This is a genomic window from Pseudoalteromonas sp. 1_2015MBL_MicDiv (assembly GCF_002407505.1).
Lineage (GTDB): Bacteria > Pseudomonadota > Gammaproteobacteria > Enterobacterales > Alteromonadaceae > Pseudoalteromonas > Pseudoalteromonas fuliginea.
Map to the genome: position 1 here is coordinate 2,587,605 of NZ_CP012737.1, position 18,052 is coordinate 2,605,656.

19 protein-coding genes are annotated in these 18,052 nt (G+C 37.7%); 12 read left to right on the forward strand and 7 right to left on the reverse strand.

All coding sequences use genetic code 11. The features are described from left to right. The 5 genes from AOR04_RS11675 (at position 1) to AOR04_RS11695 (ending at position 3,021) form a co-directional block, all read left to right on the forward strand. The gene (locus tag AOR04_RS11675) at positions 1-609 is read left to right on the forward strand and encodes a primosomal replication protein (protein WP_096793435.1); all 609 of its coding nucleotides are present in this window, start codon (positions 1-3) and stop codon (positions 607-609) included. Continuing rightward, entirely contained in the window at positions 609-1,502 is an 894-nt protein-coding gene (locus tag AOR04_RS11680) for a histone deacetylase family protein (protein ID WP_096793436.1), read from the forward strand. Before AOR04_RS11675 ends, AOR04_RS11680 begins: the two co-directional genes overlap by 1 nt. Before the next feature lie 51 nt (positions 1,503-1,553). Further along, positions 1,554-1,835, forward strand: coding sequence for a late competence development ComFB family protein (locus AOR04_RS11685; RefSeq protein ID WP_007378180.1), 282 nt, complete (start codon positions 1,554-1,556; stop codon positions 1,833-1,835). Then, entirely contained in the window at positions 1,819-1,971 is a 153-nt protein-coding gene (locus tag AOR04_RS11690; RefSeq protein ID WP_007378179.1) for a DUF2496 domain-containing protein, read from the forward strand. The genes AOR04_RS11685 and AOR04_RS11690 overlap by 17 nt, the downstream gene beginning before the upstream one ends. A gap of 174 nt (positions 1,972-2,145) precedes the next feature. Continuing rightward, positions 2,146-3,021 carry a DMT family transporter gene (locus AOR04_RS11695; RefSeq protein ID WP_096793437.1) on the forward strand — a complete coding sequence of 292 codons (876 nt, stop codon included), beginning with the start codon at positions 2,146-2,148 and terminating at the stop codon, positions 3,019-3,021. A gap of 53 nt (positions 3,022-3,074) precedes the next feature. Here AOR04_RS11695 and AOR04_RS11700 read toward each other — a convergent pair whose 3' ends face one another. After that, complete coding sequence (locus AOR04_RS11700; protein ID WP_096793438.1) at positions 3,075-5,273, reverse strand: exonuclease domain-containing protein; 2,199 nt, start codon at positions 5,271-5,273, stop codon at positions 3,075-3,077. Positions 5,274-5,362: 89 nt separating this feature from the next. On the opposite strand from AOR04_RS11700, the gene AOR04_RS11705 reads away from it, so the two are divergent. Continuing rightward, positions 5,363-5,857, forward strand: a complete 495-nt coding sequence (locus AOR04_RS11705; RefSeq protein WP_096793439.1) for a dual specificity protein phosphatase family protein — start codon at positions 5,363-5,365, stop codon at positions 5,855-5,857. A gap of 102 nt (positions 5,858-5,959) precedes the next feature. On the opposite strand, the gene AOR04_RS11710 is transcribed toward AOR04_RS11705, so the two are convergent. Then, positions 5,960-6,703 (reverse strand): competence protein CoiA, encoded by a 744-nt coding sequence (locus AOR04_RS11710; RefSeq protein WP_096793440.1) that lies wholly within the window; start codon positions 6,701-6,703, stop codon positions 5,960-5,962. Positions 6,704-6,765: 62 nt separating this feature from the next. Next, positions 6,766-7,221, reverse strand: a complete 456-nt coding sequence (locus AOR04_RS11715; RefSeq protein ID WP_096793441.1) for a hypothetical protein — start codon at positions 7,219-7,221, stop codon at positions 6,766-6,768. A gap of 416 nt (positions 7,222-7,637) precedes the next feature. Between AOR04_RS11715 and AOR04_RS11720 the strand changes: the two genes are divergently transcribed. Beyond that, positions 7,638-9,062, forward strand: a complete 1,425-nt coding sequence (locus AOR04_RS11720; RefSeq protein WP_096793442.1) for a sugar porter family MFS transporter — start codon at positions 7,638-7,640, stop codon at positions 9,060-9,062. A 224-nt stretch (positions 9,063-9,286) separates the two neighbouring features. Here AOR04_RS11720 and AOR04_RS11725 read toward each other — a convergent pair whose 3' ends face one another. After that, positions 9,287-9,676 carry an outer membrane beta-barrel protein gene (locus AOR04_RS11725; RefSeq protein ID WP_232525471.1) on the reverse strand — a complete coding sequence of 130 codons (390 nt, stop codon included), beginning with the start codon at positions 9,674-9,676 and terminating at the stop codon, positions 9,287-9,289. A gap of 199 nt (positions 9,677-9,875) precedes the next feature. On the opposite strand from AOR04_RS11725, the gene AOR04_RS11730 reads away from it, so the two are divergent. Beyond that, complete coding sequence (locus AOR04_RS11730) at positions 9,876-11,111, forward strand: helix-turn-helix domain-containing protein (protein WP_096793443.1); 1,236 nt, start codon at positions 9,876-9,878, stop codon at positions 11,109-11,111. A 258-nt stretch (positions 11,112-11,369) separates the two neighbouring features. Here the strand turns inward: AOR04_RS11730 and AOR04_RS11735 are convergent, their stop codons facing one another. Continuing rightward, complete coding sequence (locus tag AOR04_RS11735; RefSeq protein ID WP_232224765.1) at positions 11,370-12,329, reverse strand: response regulator; 960 nt, start codon at positions 12,327-12,329, stop codon at positions 11,370-11,372. A gap of 339 nt (positions 12,330-12,668) precedes the next feature. On the opposite strand from AOR04_RS11735, the gene AOR04_RS11740 reads away from it, so the two are divergent. The 4 genes from AOR04_RS11740 to AOR04_RS11750 all read left to right on the forward strand — a co-directional run bounded on the left by AOR04_RS11740 (position 12,669) and on the right by AOR04_RS11750 (position 15,884). Further along, a complete protein-coding gene (locus AOR04_RS11740) occupies positions 12,669-12,932 on the forward strand; it encodes a GrxA family glutaredoxin (RefSeq protein ID WP_007585470.1) in 264 nt (87 codons plus the stop codon). A 160-nt stretch (positions 12,933-13,092) separates the two neighbouring features. Beyond that, positions 13,093-14,937 (forward strand): DEAD/DEAH box helicase, encoded by a 1,845-nt coding sequence (locus tag AOR04_RS11745; RefSeq protein WP_096793444.1) that lies wholly within the window; start codon positions 13,093-13,095, stop codon positions 14,935-14,937. Between the two features lie 263 nt (positions 14,938-15,200). Continuing rightward, the gene (locus tag AOR04_RS21595; protein ID WP_157770545.1) at positions 15,201-15,365 is read left to right on the forward strand and encodes a hypothetical protein; all 165 of its coding nucleotides are present in this window, start codon (positions 15,201-15,203) and stop codon (positions 15,363-15,365) included. Between the two features lie 3 nt (positions 15,366-15,368). Then, on the forward strand, positions 15,369-15,884 hold the full coding sequence (locus AOR04_RS11750; RefSeq protein WP_096793445.1) for a hypothetical protein: 516 nt from the start codon (positions 15,369-15,371) through the stop codon (positions 15,882-15,884). Positions 15,885-16,072: 188 nt separating this feature from the next. On the opposite strand, the gene AOR04_RS11755 is transcribed toward AOR04_RS11750, so the two are convergent. Both AOR04_RS11755 and AOR04_RS11760 read right to left on the reverse strand, forming a co-directional pair. After that, the gene (locus AOR04_RS11755; RefSeq protein ID WP_096793446.1) at positions 16,073-17,629 is read right to left on the reverse strand and encodes an AbgT family transporter; all 1,557 of its coding nucleotides are present in this window, start codon (positions 17,627-17,629) and stop codon (positions 16,073-16,075) included. A gap of 142 nt (positions 17,630-17,771) precedes the next feature. Then, complete coding sequence (locus AOR04_RS11760; protein WP_008138544.1) at positions 17,772-18,047, reverse strand: YfcL family protein; 276 nt, start codon at positions 18,045-18,047, stop codon at positions 17,772-17,774. Positions 18,048-18,052 lie beyond the last annotated feature (5 nt).

Genomic DNA, 18,052 nt, shown 5'->3' on the forward strand with positions numbered 1-18,052 from the left:
ATGCATTCAATGGCTTTAGATAAACTACGCCAACAAGTTACAACGCTAAAACAACAAGCTGAGCAATTTGATAAAGCTAAACTTTTTTCTAAAAACCGTTACATGCAAGCGCAACCTAGCTTGTTTGACCGCGCAGTTTTTAGCACAAAGAGCATGAACCTAGTCGATTACGTAATAGAAATAGAAGATGAAGTGTCAAGATTACCGCCAAGTGAGCATCGCCATGCTTATACCTACGCGCTTGAACGTATTGCAGCTCAAGTACAAGCTGTATTCAACGTTATTAAATCAACGCCTATTTGGGTTAAAGAAAACAAAAGCCATTATAAACCACGCCCTAAGCAAACTGTTTACAAGCAAGCGGTACAAAAAATAATGCAATCGTCGCATGAGCTTTACGACGAATTAAAACAAAACCATGAGTTTGAACGCCGTTTAGTGCTCATGATTGAAGAGCGAAAAATGCAAATGGATAAAGCCTCGCCTGCTAAAGCACAAAAGCTTAACCTTGAAATATTAAGCACACACGCTCGATTAGGCCGCTGCAGAAAAGCAATTTCTGCCACCGAAGATAAAATTCAACAAGTCGAAAAACAACAATTACGCTAATGCAGCTTTTTTACCACCCGCTATATTCTGCTTTAACGCTTCCTGAGCGCCATCGTTTTCCAATACAAAAATACCAAAAGCTCAAAGCAGAAATTGAAGGACTAGGCTTAATGCCCAATAATTTTACTTCACCTATAAAAGCAACGCCTGCTCAGCTTTCGCTGTGCCATAATCAAACTTATATAAATAACTTTTTAAACGGCACGCTTAGCAATAAAGCCATAAAAAAAATGGGCTTTCCTTATTCAAATGAATTGGTAGAGCGCACACTACTATCAGTTGGGGCAAGCATCCAAAGTAGTGAACACGCGCTAAAACATGGTTTTTCGGCTAATTTAAGTGGTGGCTATCATCATGCATACAGTGATTACGGTAGCGGTTTTTGTATTTTTAACGATCTAGCTATTGCAGCAGCACATTTAATAAATACAGAGCAAGCCGACACTGTTTTAATTTTTGATTGCGACGTACACCAAGGCGATGGCACAGCACAAATCACTCAAAATCATGACCAAATTATTACGTGCTCAATTCATTGTGAGCAAAATTTCCCTCGTAATAAACAGCAATCCACTTACGATTTTGCATTACCCGCTAAAACAACCGACGCTGAGTACCTCACTACATTAAAACAAGCACTCGATTTTTGCGTGCGTATTCATAACCCCGATATTATTTTATATAATGCTGGCGCAGATATTTACGAAAAAGATGAGTTAGGGTTATTAAATGTATCGCTCAATGGCGTATATAAACGTGACTTTTTTGTTCTCAATTTTTGTAAACAACAGAAAATACCACTCATGTGCAGCCTTGGCGGTGGTTATCAACGTAATTTAACCTCATTAGTTAATGTACATAAACAACTATTTAAAGCCGCTATCGATTTATAGTAAGCCTTGGTATAAACTCAATTAAATGGATTAACAAAGAGTGATAGGAATATGCGATTACATGACGATATACACAACTTTTACGAAAAAATTGTTCTAGAAGAAATAATTAAAAGAAAACTTGATAGACAATACAACGAAGATGTAATGGCTGACTTTTGCTGTACTGTACTAAACCAACTGCCACCAAGATATATTCGCTATGACGTAGACATGGCATTTTACTTACCACAAGCCGAACGTACACATATGGAAGAACGCGTACAAACTGCGATTGATGTGGCTATTAGTCAAATTTCTAAAAAGAAAAAGCACCATGACCAACCCACTTGATCAAGCTCCAACATACATTAAACTTGCAGTAGATTTAATTATGATATTAGAGCAACACGATGTTGCTCCAGAAGAAGTACTAAAAGCACTTGAAATAGTTAAAAGCGACTTTGAAAAGAAGCGAACCGAAAGTTAACTTTATTTAGCATGCTCAATTGGATAGGTAGTTACAGTCTCTTCGTATTTCTCACAATTAACTTTTCTTTATTAACCTTGGTTTATTATTTTTATGTGTCAGTTCCGAATATGGCTTACACCATTTATAAACCCTGTTACTCTAAAAGCTAACCAGTATAATTAAAGTACTATCATGACCTTAGCAAGCTTACTACGATTGTTTTTTTTGGCCGCTATTTGGGGCGCTTCTTTTTTATTTATGCGAATGGCAGCTAACAGCTTGGGGCCTGCAGTATTAATTGAGTTTAGAGTAGGCTTTGCTGCAGTTACTTTATTTATTGTTGCTTTGTATTTAAAACGCCGTTTAGCGTTTATCCAGCATAAAAAACACTTTTTTATTATAGGCGCGTTTAATTCTGCTCTGCCGTTTTTATTTTTTGCTTACGCAGCCCAAACTATTAGTGCATCCACACTCTCTATTTTAAATTCTACAACACCAATATGGGGTGTTGTAGTTGGAATTTTATGGACAAAAACAAAGCCCACAAAAAGTATGGTGCTTGGTTTACTGCTTGGTTTGATAGGTGTTGCAATACTTGTTGGGCAAAATCATTTTGTATTAAATAGCCAATCAATTTTAGCCATAGTAGCAGCATTAAGCGCATCACTTTGCTATGCCATTGCATCGCATTACACTAAAAACGCGCCTAAACTGGCCCCATTTGATAACGCCCATGGCTCAATGTGGGCTTCAAGCTTTATGGTATTACCGCTTATCTTATTTATGCCAATACGAGAAATACCAAGCACCAACGTTATGCTAGGTGTACTCGTATTAGGAGTAGTGTGTACCGCACTTGCTTATATTTTATTTTTTAAATTAATCGACGATATAGGCCCTACATCGGCGTTAACAGTCACGTTTTTAATTCCACTATTTGGCATTTTTTGGGGACATTTAATTTTAGATGAGCAAATTGGGCCAAATACGTTACTCGGCGCATTATTTGTAATTATAGGTACGATGCTTGTAACTGGATTTTTACCACGAAAAAAAACACTTAGCTAAAGTAAGCTAAGTGCTTAAAATTGCATACTACTTCTTGCGTCAAGATTTACTGCTTATTCACTAATTTGGGATTGCTGAATAAGTAACAACAACTCAGCAGTAGCGGTTGCATCGGCAAGGGCGCGGTGATGGCTGGTTAAGTTTAAATTAAAATGCGATGAGAGATTACCAAGCGAATACGACTTTAAGCCTTTAAACGCTTTGCGCGATTCAACCACGGTGCACATTTTTGGCATTTTAAAAAAGTGCCCTGCCATCTCGCATTCTTTTTTAATAAAGCCATAGTCAAAATTAACGTTATGGGCTACAAAAATACTGCCTGCGAGTTTATCTAATAGCGGCTTGGCTATATCGGCAAATACAGGCGCGTTGCGTACCATGTTATCGCTTATGCCAGTTAGTGACGTAATAAAGCCAGGTATATGGCGCTCGGGGTTAACTAAGCTCGTCCAATTATCAATTACTTTACCGTATTGCACTTTTACAAGGCCTATTTCGGTAATACGGTTACCGCCTTTTAAGCCGCCGGTGGTTTCTATATCAACGATGCTGTAAACACGGTTTGGATCTACAAACCATTTAACCGCAGCAATATGTACTGTAAAGCCCACATTTTTTAAATTATCTATGGTGGTAAGTTGGTTGCGCCTAAGCTTATCGCCAGGGGCTTTTACCTCTTCAAAATGTACTTGGCCATTATTAATGACCATTAAGTCGGGATAGCCGTCTTTCAGCTGTAAATAATGTTTGCTCATGGCTGTTAAGTGCGCAATTAGCGCCTTAATAGGGCTGTTTAAAATAAGCGCCTCTAGTGGCTCTAATAAATTGCTGCGCCATCTAAATAATCCATTGGGCTGATCAAAGTATTGCGCTGCATGTTTGCATACTAGATTAAGTAATGCTTGCGACGTTTGGCACTGCGCTAAGAGCTCATTTATCTGTGTTTGCTGCGCTTCATAAAAATTACCAAGCCTTAATACTTGCGGATAAATATCAAACTCATTACATGGCGGATAAGGCGACTCCACAAATAACTCATGCCAAAATACTAAACCAAACAAACTTTGCCAAAGCGTGTTTTCGGTATTAAATACAGCCATACCTTGGCGAGTATAATAATCGTTTACGCCCTGCTCTACTTCTCCTCTGTACAGTTCATCTATTTCTAGCACGCATTGGGTGTCGGCAAGCATGGCACTTAAACGCGAACGTGTTTTTTTATTAAACTTACGCATTAAAAAATCGTCAGCAAAATACAGTAAATCATCAGTGAGCGGGTTTTCGATAATGGCTTCTAATCGAGCTTTTACCCACTCTTTATTGCCAAGCCTGTATTGCTCTCTTATTTGAATTTCTTGTGCTTCGCTATCATCCTCGCACCCTTCAAGTAAGCTAAAAGCAAGTTTGCTATCAACTGTTTTTAGCTGCCTATAAAGCCTAACTAATAGTTTGTTTTTTAATACAACGGCTATTGCACCATGTGCAGCTTGCACTAAAACCTGCGACGCTAAAGCAACATAGTCGCTCTCATCTGTTATATTTTTAAATGCTAACCGGTAACGGTTTAATAAATAGTTTGATTGCGCTTCGTCAAGTGTTTCAAAACGCGACAAGCTCTCGCTGTGTCCTTCGCGCGTAGCGGTTAAGCCTAAGTCTCGCATTACAAAACGATTTTGATGATTCACATCACCACTGCTTAGTTTACCTGCAAATAAAAACTCAAAATACTCGTAGTAATCACTGCGGTTATTAATCACATACTGGCTATAAAGTGGCGCAAGCTCTTGTGGGCACGCTTTAAAAAACTCACGCGCAATATCCACCAGCGCGCCTTTAGCGGCGCTCTTTTTAAAGCTTATTTGCTCACTGTAATTACTTAGCAACTCAACCAAAGAAGGTTTGGTTAAGTGCGCTAAAAGCTGCTGGTAATGCTGCTCGTTTGGCTCAAATAAAATACCTGCTTTCTTTAGCGTATAAATAGCCTGATGCGGCGAGGTTATTTCTTCATAATTAAGCGATTGCGCCTGCACCAAATAAGGCTTTCGCGAGTACACCCGCGCCAACATGCATTGGCTTTGCTCATCTAGCTGATTAATTTGACTAATAAATTCACTATGTTTAGGCTCAAGTAAATGCATACATTTACTTGTTACAAACTCAATAAGCTCTCTAAAATGCGCTAAATAGTATTTTGCTGGTAATTCTTTTTTCATAATATCGCCACAACTGTATATAAAAACAGTATCTAGCATTTGTGCTTATTATTCAATCTTAAACTTGTAACTAAAACACGCTATAGTGAGCGTATAAAAGCAAATTCATTAAAAATAAAGGACTTACCATGAGCGCGCACCCGTACGATGTTTTATCACTCAATAACGGCGCAAATATTATTTTTACGCCTTGCCCTGGTACAAAAACACAGAACCTAGCTGACTCAATCGCCACATTAAAAGCTGCTAAAACTCACATGCTGCTTTCACTTATGCCGCAAAAGGAGCTTGAAAAAAACAACGTAGAAACAATAAATAGTGAGTGCAACAAGCACGATATAACGTGGTTTCATTTACCTATAAATGATGACGAAGCACCAAAACAGCCTTTTACATCAAGCTGGAACACGCATAAAACCGAAATACTACAAGCCATGCAGAACAAGCAAACCATTGCCATACATTGCAAAGGCGGTACAGGCCGCACAGGGTTGGTCGCCGCACTTATTTTAAATTCGGCAGGTTACACAAAAGAAGAAGCATACGGCCTAGTGCAAGGCATTCGCCCTAAAGCACTGACTATAGAGCTACAAAAAGAGTACTTTGAGAACTTTGAGGTGTAAGGCAGAGACTGGGGAGGATTTAACACTATAAATAGTGCTAATAATTCTATTTATAGCCTGTAATGAATTAGCACTGATAAGATTGATCACTTGTTATGCAACTCATTTAAACTTTGCCAAGAAATCATTTTTAATACATGCCTTAATACAGAAACTACTATAATTGTTAAAACGCATTAATTGCCAGATGACACCTTGTCCAAAGTCCAAATAAACTGGTTTTGTTGCTTTAAACCAAACATATCTAGGCCTTTTCCACTCAAAGAGGAAGTGTCCTACATGCGTGGATTTAATTATTCCATCTATTTTATCTGAGCTATGTATTTCTACTAACTCATTCGGACCTCGATACTCAGAAATAAAAGAATAAACGAAATGAGTTTTATGATTACTTGAATGAATAGATATATCTTCCATTGATTCATGCAGAGGATCAGGAAGCATCGCACGTAATTCTATGTTTTTCGCTAGATTACAACCATTAATTACCCAAATCATATCCCCGTAGAAATCCTCTCTTGATTTCAACTCAGCTTCAGACATTGGGGAGTTTTGAAATTCAATTACAATATTCTGCTCATTAACAACATCTGCAATATGCTTTTCACCACTTTTATCAAAGTATACTATTTCTTGATTATGATCTTCCCAATGATTTTTCCAATCTCGATGCCATTGGGATTCATTATCCCACCAAGGATCACAACTACATTTTACCTTGTGCGCCCAATGCCATCTAATTTTTGAACCACACTTTGCTACGGTTGGACTACCACAATATATACAAACTCCTTTAATCTTGGGCAGAGGAGCTTGCTTAAATCCGTCAACTAATGAAAATTTCATAAGTACATAACACTCGGTTGTATAATGCCTCAATCAGCCGCTGCTGGATTGGCTTGTTATATTTATTTACCCAATTCAGGAGCGGGTAAAGTTTTTGTAATACTTTTATTTAGCGAATGATTGTCAAATGCTATAGAAACCATTGAAAGTTTCGCCACCAATTTTTTCCCCTTAAATAGAGCTAAATCCGTTCCTAATTCTGCACCGTCAAGATCGGAGAGTGGAAAAGTTTTGTCAATTTTTTTCCAGCCAGATAATCCTTTAAGTAGGATTACTTCACTGTCTATTTTGATTTCGTATTGCCGAAAGCTGAGTACCATCCACCAAGCAAAAATAGATGTTGTAACCAAAGCGAGAATTAACGCCAAAAGTTGTTCATTTGGCGATAACGAAGTATTGCTCTCGCTAAGGAATAAAAGAGCGCCAGCATATATTGCAAAGAATCCAATACAGTTAAATAATAGTAAAAAAATTGATTTAAAAATGATTTGAAAAACTGAGCTACGAATTACAGACATGGTATCTCTATAAATATGACAATTTAATCTACGACATTTGACGCTTTATAAACCGATAAATGCCCCTGCTTTACAATCTATTAACCTTAACCACCAAATAACCACATGTAAACAATTACTAAACCTCATATCAGTTTATGTAATTGCAAAAACACACCAAAAGGGTGAGAACAGTGATATTGGAAAAAACAGCCACTTCCTATACAAAGCATATTATTTATTAAAATTCAGTCTGTGTTATCTAAAAAGGCAGCTACTTAATTTCAAAGCCTTTAAACTAAAGCCCTTAAATTAAAACCTTCAAAACACTGCTTAATTTACACCCGCTAAACAGTTATACCCAAACAAGCGTATTCAGCCATAACGCTTTACGATATTATGCTCCTTTGAACTTAATTTAACTTTCAGGGCATATAATGACAACGCACACACCGCCTTCCAACTCAGCCAACACAGCTGAACACACCTCTCTTTTTTACGTAATATTTATATCGGCTGTGGCTGCTATTGGTGGCTTTTTATTTGGTTTTGACTCGGGCGTTATTAACGGCACAGTGTCGGCGCTAGGTAATGCATTTAATTCTAGCAGTGTAGCTACGGGCTTTAACGTAGCGTCTGTGTTACTTGGCTGCGCCTTAGGTGCACTTGCTGCGGGGCCGCTGGCTGATAAATTTGGCCGCCGTACAATTATGATCATCACCGCGATTATTTTTGCCATTAGTGCATTTGGTTCGGGCATTAGCGAAAGCTCTGCGGAGTTTATTTTTTACCGTTTATTTGGTGGTTTAGGTATTGGTGCTGCATCGGTATTAGCGCCTGCTTACATTGCTGAAGTTGCGCCACCAGCACTTCGTGGTCGTTTAGCTACATTGCAACAACTCGCTATTGTATTGGGTTTATTTGCTGCGTTTTTAAGTAACTATTTAATAGCTGATGCAGCAGGCAGTGCGCAAAATATTTTAATGCTTGATATAGCCGCTTGGCGCTGGATGTTTTGGGCTGAGCTTGTGCCTGCTGTGTTGTTTTTAGTCGGTGTTTTGTTTATTCCTGAGTCGCCTCGTTATTTAGTGGCGCAAGGTAAAGTGGATGATGCAAAATCGGTATTTAGTAAAATATCGAACGACAATATTGATGCGCAAATAAGCGATGTTAAACGCTCATTGCATAGCGATACAAAGCCAAGTATTCGTGATTTATTTATTGATGGCAGTAAAAAAGTACACCCAATTGTTTGGGTAGGTGTGGCGCTGAGCGTATTTCAGCAATTTGTGGGTATTAACGTGGTGTTTTATTACGGCTCTGAGCTTTGGCAAGCCGCTGGGTTTGACGAGTCGCAATCACTATTTATAAATGTACTCGCAGGTACTACTAATATTATATCGACCTTTATTGCCATTGCCCTAGTTGACAAAATTGGCCGTAAACCACTGCTATTAGTCGGCAGTATTGGTATGTTTATCAGCTTAAGCGCGCTTACTTATATATTTGGCAGTGCGGGCCTTGATGAAGCAGGCAAACTTGCACTTAGCGATAACATGGGTACGTTTGCGCTTATTATGGCTAACTTATTTGTGGTGTTTTTTGGCTTAAGTTGGGGCCCAATTGTATGGGTATTATTGGGCGAAATGTTTAATAACCGTATTCGTGGTGCTGCCCTTGCCGTTGCTGCCAGTGCGCAGTGGATTGCTAACTTTGCCATTACCATGACCTTCCCTATTATGCTGGCTAACATTGGACTTGCAGGCGCTTATGGCTTTTATGCGTTATCGGCACTTATAAGCATATTTTTTGTTGTTAAATATATTAAAGAAACACGCGGTAAAACGCTCGAATCTATGTAATATCAATCTACATAGTCAGTAATGGCGAGGCTACTCGCCATTTAGCTACGAGCTTTAAAACTCAAATAATATACCCAATTGAGTTGTTTCATTGCGGCCGAACTCAACTTCAGTACTCGCATACGAAAGTGAAAGTAAAACCAAATCACCCAGCGGTACTTCAAATCTTACTTTATAAGTAAAATCAGTTCCTGAAAATTCCTCTTTTGCCTCAGGGCCTGGGTTTAAAAAAACCCTTGTTTAGTGTCTAATTCCCAGCGCGATAACCCAACCATTGGCACAACCCTAAAGTGTGTTGCTAAATCAAATGAATACCCTACCATTGCCTTAAATTCATACGTTTCGTAACTATCAAAAGTACCAAATAATACATCACTTGATGTATAGGCTAAATTAGCCTCTGTGACTACATTGTTTTCAAACTTATAACCGAGTATATAACCAAGCGAAAACCCGTCGGTGTCAAAATCTTCTTTTAAAATTGCAAAATCTTTATCTACTTTTATTTTTCCTGTACCAAGCTCAACGCCCATTCTTATTTGAGCCTCATTGGCATGTGTAGTAAAGCTACTCATTAACAATGTGAATGCACTAAGTGTGATTATTTTTTTCATTTTATTATCCAATATTGAGTTGACCTTAAAACGACACTTTGTTGCTCCAAGGGTGTGTTCAATATATGATATTAAGCGTACCCAAATTAATCCACGGACATAACCGGACATTTTAAGTATTGCGTTAGGAAACCTTTTGTCAGAATTGAAATACCTCCTAAGCCGTAAAATATTTAATACCGACTTACAAGAGTGAAAATTGAACAATTCAAAAACTGCCCTTCTAAATCGAGGGCAATTACAGCAATATATAATAGAGCAATCGATAAAACATTTATGGCTTGCCAATCAAATAGGTGTAAGCGAAAAAACCCTTACTCGATGGCTTAATGGCTCAGTTACAAGAATACGTCTGAGTAATTTAAATAAGCTTGCAAGTGCTTTAAATTGTGAAAAAGGAAGCTTGATTGCCCGTTCAGAAGTGGATATTTACCCGAGTGAAGAGAACCGAGATATTTTAGTAAATGAATTGCATAACGATGGGCTTTTGTATGAACTAATGATAAGCAACAAGATTAAGCTCGCTATTTCTTTAATTAAATCAACATTTCACTCCGCATTACCAAGCGCTATTGTGGCCAACTTCTATATTAAACTTGGTTATGCCGCGCTTATTCATCGTCAATATGAAAAAGCACTACAATATTTTGATAAAGGCCTTAATAAAGCAATTAAAGTGAATGATCTTCCGTTAGTGTTTTCTGCTAATTTAGGCACTGCAATTACTTTAGTATTCTCTTGTGAGTTTAAAAGGTCACACCATTACTTAGTAATATGTAATGCCACATTACAACACGCGAACCAAGAGAAGGCTCACTATTACAGCACAAATGCACTTTTCTATTTATATTCTGGTGATATAAACGCTGCAATCCAATCAGCTAATTTATGCTTAAACGAATGTGATATAACAACCGATTCAATAGAAAAGAATCTATTTAAGAGTACCGCTTTACAGCTGCTCGGCGCGTGTTATTTGTTACAAGGCGATATTGAATTAGCGTATACATTTTGCGCTGAATCACTAAACGTAGCCAATCTATCTGGGTATAATCGCTGTGTTGCGGTATCAAAAGGATACTTAGCCGCTATTCATTGCACAAAAGCAAACTATGTACTTGCAGAGCAACTTATAGCCCAGAGTATTGCCTTAGTAAGTGACGAAGATATTGCACTACCGAGCTTGTTGTGTATCTCATTATTTATTTACCGGAAAACTAGGAACAGTTCAAAATTCGCGGTTTCTTTAAACGCACTAAACAAAATTTGTAACACCGCTACAGTCCCTAACACCTTTGCTATATATCAACTTTATTTAATAAATATAGAGCAAGGTGAGATGCACAAGGCATCTGAAAAATTAACACATATTGAAAACACACTAACTCAGCTCTCACTCCCGCTTTGGCAGCCATGGTTAACTAAGCTAAGCTAGTATGTTTTCAATATGTTAGTAAATCTCTTAACCAGAGTTCAGGTTATGTAGTTTTATTGCACTCATTTGTAAAAACTCACTTATACCAACCTGCTTATATATGGGGTCTATTTAACGTTAAGAAAATTACGCTAGAACTAGGCAAAAATTTTTGTATCTAGTTGTTCTAAATAAAAAAATTTTAACAACGTTATAGTGCAATTTAATTCGTTAAATTGATCAAAGGTTTATGCAGGTTGGTATTATTAGCCGGCTAATTTAATTAAGCTGCCAAGGCTTAATAAATTTTTCCAGATCCGCTTTTGTGACTGGTTTTTGTAAATAATGCGTAATGCCTTTTTTAAATAATTTTGCTATTTGAACATCATCTGTGAGACCCGACAAGATAGCTTTTGGTGTATCAGTATTTAAAGTACTTTTGCTTACTAACTGCTGCGCTACATCACTGCCAAATATTTCTGGCATACATTCATCTAAAAGCAGTAAATCAAATTGATTATTTAAAGCTAGCGTTAATGCACTAGCACCGTTATCTGCACATGTTACCGAACAACCGAGCATTTCAAGCATCACTTTAGTCGCTACTTGACTTGGTAAGCTATCGTCAGCAACTAATACAGACAAGCGTTTCTGGGCATACAATGAAGTTCGAATAGCGACCAAGTCTGTATCAAAAAAGGGCCATCCAAGCACATTGCCTGATAATTCTATGTCTTTATTTAGTTCATCAACTTTACCAATAGCATAAAGTTTTATACTATTTTTTAAAAAGTTAGTATCCAGCTTTCGCATTAGAGAATGACTATTTAAGTGTCGTAAGTCCTCGAGTTGTAGAAATTCATTACAAGTATTTTCGTATAATCTAAAATTAAAAGCATACAGCTCATGAGTGTGCGCTGACATTATTGAACAGCTTTTAAATAACGTTTCGCAATCAGTTAAAACACCAACATTTTGATTAAGCTTAAGTGCTAAATCAATAGGTTGTTTGGTAACTAACAGACCATGCACATCAAATGTATTTTCTTGGTTAGCATCATCTATCCAATAGCAAACATTAACTCCTAAGGTATTCGCTCTAACTTTTAGCACAAAATTATCATTTACTGACTTCAAAGCAGGAATAATAAATTTTTCGCACTGCGCTAAAACGTGTTCATAAGGCGCATGTAAACATACGTAACTGCATTGCAACTCATTGATTAAAGTAATTGACATATACCGCTCTTGTGTTTCGCAGTATTTACCTATTACCCCTTGGATAATCTTTAAAATATGGCTTTGAGTATTCATATATATCTTATGTAACTTTGTATACTTAGCTTAAATCAAGTTACATGCCACATTTATAAACATTCTTTATTGACTATATTCAATAACTTAAAAATTAATATTAAAAACACTTTAGCCGTATTCGCATTTTAAAAATCATAATGCGAAGCATATTGGGGTGACTTCCTATATTTATGCTTTATTCGAACAGTCCAATCGATTTTTTGCGCTTTAAAATATTTTTTAATCATTTAAACTGATATCAATCAAATAAAGGAGAGCATTATGCTAACAGTAATTTTTGGCCGTGAAGGCTGCCCATTTTGTGTACGTGCAAAAGATGTTGCGGAGCAACTATCAAATGAACGTGATGACTTTAAATTTCGTTACATCGATATAATTAAAGAAGGCATTAGTAAGGCCGATCTTGAAAAGTCAGCAGGCAAACCTTGCCCAACAGTGCCGCAAATTTTTGTAGACCAAAATCACATTGGTGGATTTACCGAATTTGAAGCTTACGCAAAAGAAAACCTAGGCTTGTATAAATAAGCTTTGTATTAAATATGTTAACCAGATCAATAAACCCAATATTGAGCTGGTTAAATTTCGACCAACATCAAACACATAGAAATTAGTTTCAATTTATACAAGCATTTGCCTCGCGAATCCTATATAATGCGCGCCTCTTTAAATTCGTTGAGGCGTATTAATGTCAGAACCAGTCACGTTTGAATCTCTAAATCTTTCTCCTGCAATTTTGAAGGCAGTTGAAGAGTTGGGTTACAAGACACCATCTGAAATCCAAGCTCAATGTATACCGTTATTGCTAGAAAGAAAGGACGTACTGGGACTAGCTCAAACGGGTACAGGTAAAACCGCAGCATTTGCACTGCCATTACTAAATAATATTGACCCGTCTGTGAAACAGCCACAGATCCTTGTACTCACACCAACACGTGAGCTTGCGATCCAAGTTGCTGAGGCATTCGAACAATATGCTAAACATGTTCGTGGTATTGAAGTATTGGCACTCTATGGTGGCCAAAGCTACAGTATCCAATTAAGCGCACTTCGTCGTGGCGCTCAGGTTATTGTTGCAACTCCAGGTCGTTTAATCGATCACATTAACCGTGGCACTATCAAGTTTGATGCTCTACAAGCACTTGTACTTGATGAAGCCGATGAAATGTTACGTATGGGCTTTATCGATGATGTAGAAAACATCATGGAAAAAACTCCGCGCGAAAAGCAAACATGTCTTTTCTCTGCGACTATGCCTAAGCAAATTCAAAACATCAGCAGCAAATATATGAACAATCCTGAACAGGTTCATATCTCTGCGCGTAACTCTACAGTATCATCTGTTGAGCAAGTGTTTTGGAATGCAAGCGTACATAAAAATAAAGCAATTGTTCGCTTCTTAGAAGCTGAGCAATATGAAGGTGCTATTGTTTTCGTTCGTACACGTAACGATACAGTACAACTTGCTGAGTTATTAGAGCGCGAAGGTTTCTCTGCTGCTCCACTTAACGGTGACATGAACCAGCAAGCACGTGAACGCACTGTAGATCGCTTAAAAAGTGGCATGCTAAACATTGTTATTGCAACAGATGTAGCAGCTCGTGGTCTAGATGTTGACCGTTTAAGCTTAGTTATCAACTACGATATCCCACAAGATTCTGAAGCCTACGTTCACCGTATCGGCCGTACAGGTCGTGCTGGTCGTACTGGTAAAGCAATCTTATTCGTAAAACATAACGAACGTTATTTACTTAAAAATATCATTCGTCATACAAAGTCTGAAATTGCTCAAGTTGAATTACCTACAGCAAAAATTGTTGAAGAAAAACGTATCGAAGCGTTACAAGCAAAATTAACTATTGCGCTTGAAAACAAAGACATCACGTTCTTCAATGAAGTAGCTACTAACATGGCTGAAAAACTTGACCTTCCTCTTGAAAGCTTAGCGGGTGCGTTACTGTGTTTAGCACAGCAACAGTCGCCAATTAAAGTTGAAGAAGTTAAGATTCAACCTCGTGAACGTAACGAGCGTAACGACCGCAACCCACGTAATGATCGTGGTGACCGTGGACGTCGTAACGAACGTGGCGGCGAACGTGGTGGTGAACGCGCTGAGCGTAAACCTCGCGAACGTAACAGCCGTGATGCAGGTCCTATGGATACTTACCGTATCGAAGTAGGTCGTGAACATGGTGTTCAGGTTAAAAACATTGTTGGCGCTATCGCTAACGAAGCTGACATCTCAAGCAAGTTTATTGGTGATATTCGTCTACACGACAATCACAGCACGGTTCAATTACCGCAAAACATGCCTAAAGATGTACTTGATCACTTCCAAAAAGTGTTTATTTGTAAACGCCCTATGGGCTTAACAATTACAACTGATCAAGGTCCTGCTGAACCACGTGGCGAACGCTCTGAGCGTCCAGCTGGTGATAAGAAACGCAGCTTTAATAAAGATGACGGCGCACGCGGTGATAAGCGCAGCGGTCCTCGTAAAGAACGTCGCCCAGTAAGCTTCACTGCTAAATAAGCAACGACTCTTTAATAAAAAACCTTGCCACGAAAGTGACAAGGTTTTTTTGTGTCTGGGACTTAAAAGAAGTTAGCTAAAGTAAAAGTTTATAGAGATTACATATTGAGTCTAAAGCTATAAGTGGTTTTTAGTAGCTTCTTTCTATCCCGAATACCAATAGAAACTATCGCTCTATATGATGGACCGACCTTATAACAATCAGCATTACCACAATAAGGTATTTTGGTTTATAATGAATAAATAATTATACAGGAGGTTATATGACCTTAGAAATAATCAAAAGAGCTAATAGAGCTTTAATTGAAGGCAAGAATATAGATTCATATAATTTACCCAAAAAGGTTAAAGAGTCTATAGTGAGTAAAAAATATTCAAAAGAACAAATAAATGCAGCGTATGCTAAAGCATTAAAAATGGAGGCCTAAATTTTGTGGAAGCATAATACATTTGAAAAATTAGTTGAAAGTAAATCTGATTTTACAGGTATGGTTGCTTATACAATTTATAAAAATGATAAGCTCTCTTGGATAAATGATCAAAAGAATAAAAATGATGAATACCCTTCTCAAAATATAATTGATGAATATTTTCATTCTAGTGCAGAAAGTGAACCTAGCATTGAAAGATATAAAGAACAGGCTGTTAGCATAGTTAACAGATTTATTTCTGCAACAATTTCTGAAGAAATGGATAATTATAAAAACCAAGTTCGTGACGAAACAATAATAGAAGCAGTTACTCCCTCTTGGAAAAAGCGTATATTAGATGGTGTTATAATCACAATTGTGACTACTTCAATTGTTACATTTACAACTAACCTCTATTGGTTTAATAATAAAATTCAAGAGTCTAAAGATAGAGAAGCTTATCTTGAAAAGCATGCTGTACCAAAAGAGCTAATCGAGCTACTCAACAATCCTCCAAAAAAAGACTCCGAAAACTAACCCACTATTTCTCTGTCACTCAAGCCATCGCCTTATTAAATTGAATACAAACAACTATAAAAATTGAACTCTCTAATTTTTAAACTTTTCTATAATTAATACTAAACCCACACTTTAGAAACCTAACGATCAAAAGGCCCTATCATTTTCATAATAGGGCTATTAATAAAACTTTTACTTACAATACACTAAAGCGCTAGCGCCGGGTAAACATAGCTGGCATCAAGCCCTAGTGGAATACCAAGTGCCCAATAACCTAATAAAAAGATACTCCAGCCAATCATAAAGGCAATTGAGTACGGCAGCATAATAGCAATTAAAGTGCCTATACCTGTGCCTTTGACATACTTTTGACAGTACACTACCACTAATGGGAAGTATGGCATTAACGGTGTAATAATATTAGAGCTTGAGTCACCTACACGATAAGCGGCTTGAGTTAAGTCTGGCGAAATACCAAGTTGCATTAACATTGGTACAAAAATGGGGCCAAGTAACGCCCATTTTGCTGAACTTGAACCTACAAACAAGTTAACAAAGCCAGTTAAAAAGATAATGCCTACAACCGTTACTGCACTTGGCAATTCCATCGCCTTTAATAACTGCGCACCTTCAATTGCGAGCAGTGCACCTAAATTTGATTTACTAAATGCAGCAATAAATAGCGAACAGAAAAATGCCATGACGATATAATATGCCATGCCGCTCATCGCTTTACTCATTGCATCAATCATATCTTTTGAAGTTTTAAAGGTACCTACCGTAAAACCATATACAGTGCCTGGAATCCAAAAAAGTAAAAATATTAGTGGGACAATTGATTGCATTAAAGGAGAGCTAAAATTAGTAAGGGATCCGTCACTACTGCGCATTGCAGAATCGTCTGGAGCAGAGACAAATGCTAATAACGCAAGTCCTGCAATCATCACGGTACTGGCTATATAAAAGGCCCGTTTTTCATCACTACGTGCATCTTCAAATACAGGTAAATCCTCTTTAGCACCATCAACCGCTGTTTTTTGTAAACGTGGTTCAATAATTTTATCGGTAATGTACCAGCCTAATGCCACAATAAATAAGCTAGATGCTGAAGCAAATGCCCAGTTATTTAACGGGTTAATTGTTATTGCAGGATTAATTATTTGCGCCGCACTTTGGGTAAAGCTTTGTAGCAATGGGTCGATACCCGATGGAATAAAGTTAGCCCCAAAACCACCACTGACTCCTGCAAATGCAGCTGCAATACCCGCAAGCGGATGGCGTCCTGCAGCATAAAATATAACACCTGCAAGTGGAATAACTAATACATAACCTGCGTCAGTAGCGGTATGGCTCACAATGGCCACTAAAATGATTGAAGGCGTTAATAGCTTTTCAGGAGTCACTTTAAGCATTAACTTAAGGCCGGTATTAATAAAGCCAGAATGTTCGGCAACGCCCACACCAAGCATAGCTGCTAAAACGACACCTAAGGGAGCGAAGCCAGTAAAGGTTTTTACCATAGAGGATAAAAAGGTAGCAAGCGAATCACTTGCCAGCATATTATTAATAATAATCGCTTCACCGGTACGTGGGTCTATTGCATCAAAACTCACGCCTGAAAACCACCACGACAAAAACCAAATTAATAACATTGCAAATAGAAATATTACGGCTGGATCTGGAAGCTTATTCCCAACCCGCTCAACGAAATTTAAAAAACGCGCTACAACCCCTGAAGGTAAAGCATCTTGATTATTATTCATTCTTATTGTTCCTAAAATTTATTTCAGTAACAATACCGCACAAAAATAAAACAGTAAATTAACATTGGAATTTGCTTTAAAAGTTTTGGGCACAAAAAAACACGATAGTGATAAACAAATCGTGTTTTTTTGCCACTTACTGTTAAGCGAGGGCTTTAACTTCTTCCCACAAGCGTGCAACTAATGTTTTGTCTTCTTCGTTAAGCTCGCCGTTGCGATATGCTTTTACTAAGCTTTGCTCTACTGTTTCGTTTAGCTCATCGATACTAATTGTTAGCTTTTCTACTTCGGCATAGCCTACTGCAAGATCATAGTGGCCTCGTAAATAGCCGCCTGCAAATAACTCATCGTCAGTTGCTTTTATTACTAAATCATCGAAGTACTGCTGGGCTGCATCGATATAGTTCACTAAACTCATTTATT

Coding starts and splice junctions, on each gene's coding strand:
- AOR04_RS11690 (WP_007378179.1), top strand. CDS start 1,819: ATGACCAACCCACTTGATCAAGCTCCAACATACATTAAACTTGCAGTA.
- AOR04_RS11760 (WP_008138544.1), bottom strand. CDS start 18,047: ATGAGTTTAGTGAACTATATCGATGCAGCCCAGCAGTACTTCGATGAT.
- AOR04_RS11745 (WP_096793444.1), top strand. CDS start 13,093: ATGTCAGAACCAGTCACGTTTGAATCTCTAAATCTTTCTCCTGCAATT.
- AOR04_RS11695 (WP_096793437.1), top strand. CDS start 2,146: ATGACCTTAGCAAGCTTACTACGATTGTTTTTTTTGGCCGCTATTTGG.
- AOR04_RS11680 (WP_096793436.1), top strand. CDS start 609: ATGCAGCTTTTTTACCACCCGCTATATTCTGCTTTAACGCTTCCTGAG.
- AOR04_RS11720 (WP_096793442.1), top strand. CDS start 7,638: ATGACAACGCACACACCGCCTTCCAACTCAGCCAACACAGCTGAACAC.
- AOR04_RS11675 (WP_096793435.1), top strand. CDS start 1: ATGCATTCAATGGCTTTAGATAAACTACGCCAACAAGTTACAACGCTA.
- AOR04_RS21595 (WP_157770545.1), top strand. CDS start 15,201: ATGACCTTAGAAATAATCAAAAGAGCTAATAGAGCTTTAATTGAAGGC.
- AOR04_RS11735 (WP_232224765.1), bottom strand. CDS start 12,329: ATGTCAATTACTTTAATCAATGAGTTGCAATGCAGTTACGTATGTTTA.
- AOR04_RS11715 (WP_096793441.1), bottom strand. CDS start 7,221: ATGTCTGTAATTCGTAGCTCAGTTTTTCAAATCATTTTTAAATCAATT.
- AOR04_RS11755 (WP_096793446.1), bottom strand. CDS start 17,629: ATGAATAATAATCAAGATGCTTTACCTTCAGGGGTTGTAGCGCGTTTT.
- AOR04_RS11710 (WP_096793440.1), bottom strand. CDS start 6,703: ATGAAATTTTCATTAGTTGACGGATTTAAGCAAGCTCCTCTGCCCAAG.
- AOR04_RS11740 (WP_007585470.1), top strand. CDS start 12,669: ATGCTAACAGTAATTTTTGGCCGTGAAGGCTGCCCATTTTGTGTACGT.
- AOR04_RS11685 (WP_007378180.1), top strand. CDS start 1,554: ATGCGATTACATGACGATATACACAACTTTTACGAAAAAATTGTTCTA.
- AOR04_RS11725 (WP_232525471.1), bottom strand. CDS start 9,676: ATGAAAAAAATAATCACACTTAGTGCATTCACATTGTTAATGAGTAGC.
- AOR04_RS11705 (WP_096793439.1), top strand. CDS start 5,363: ATGAGCGCGCACCCGTACGATGTTTTATCACTCAATAACGGCGCAAAT.
- AOR04_RS11700 (WP_096793438.1), bottom strand. CDS start 5,273: ATGCTAGATACTGTTTTTATATACAGTTGTGGCGATATTATGAAAAAA.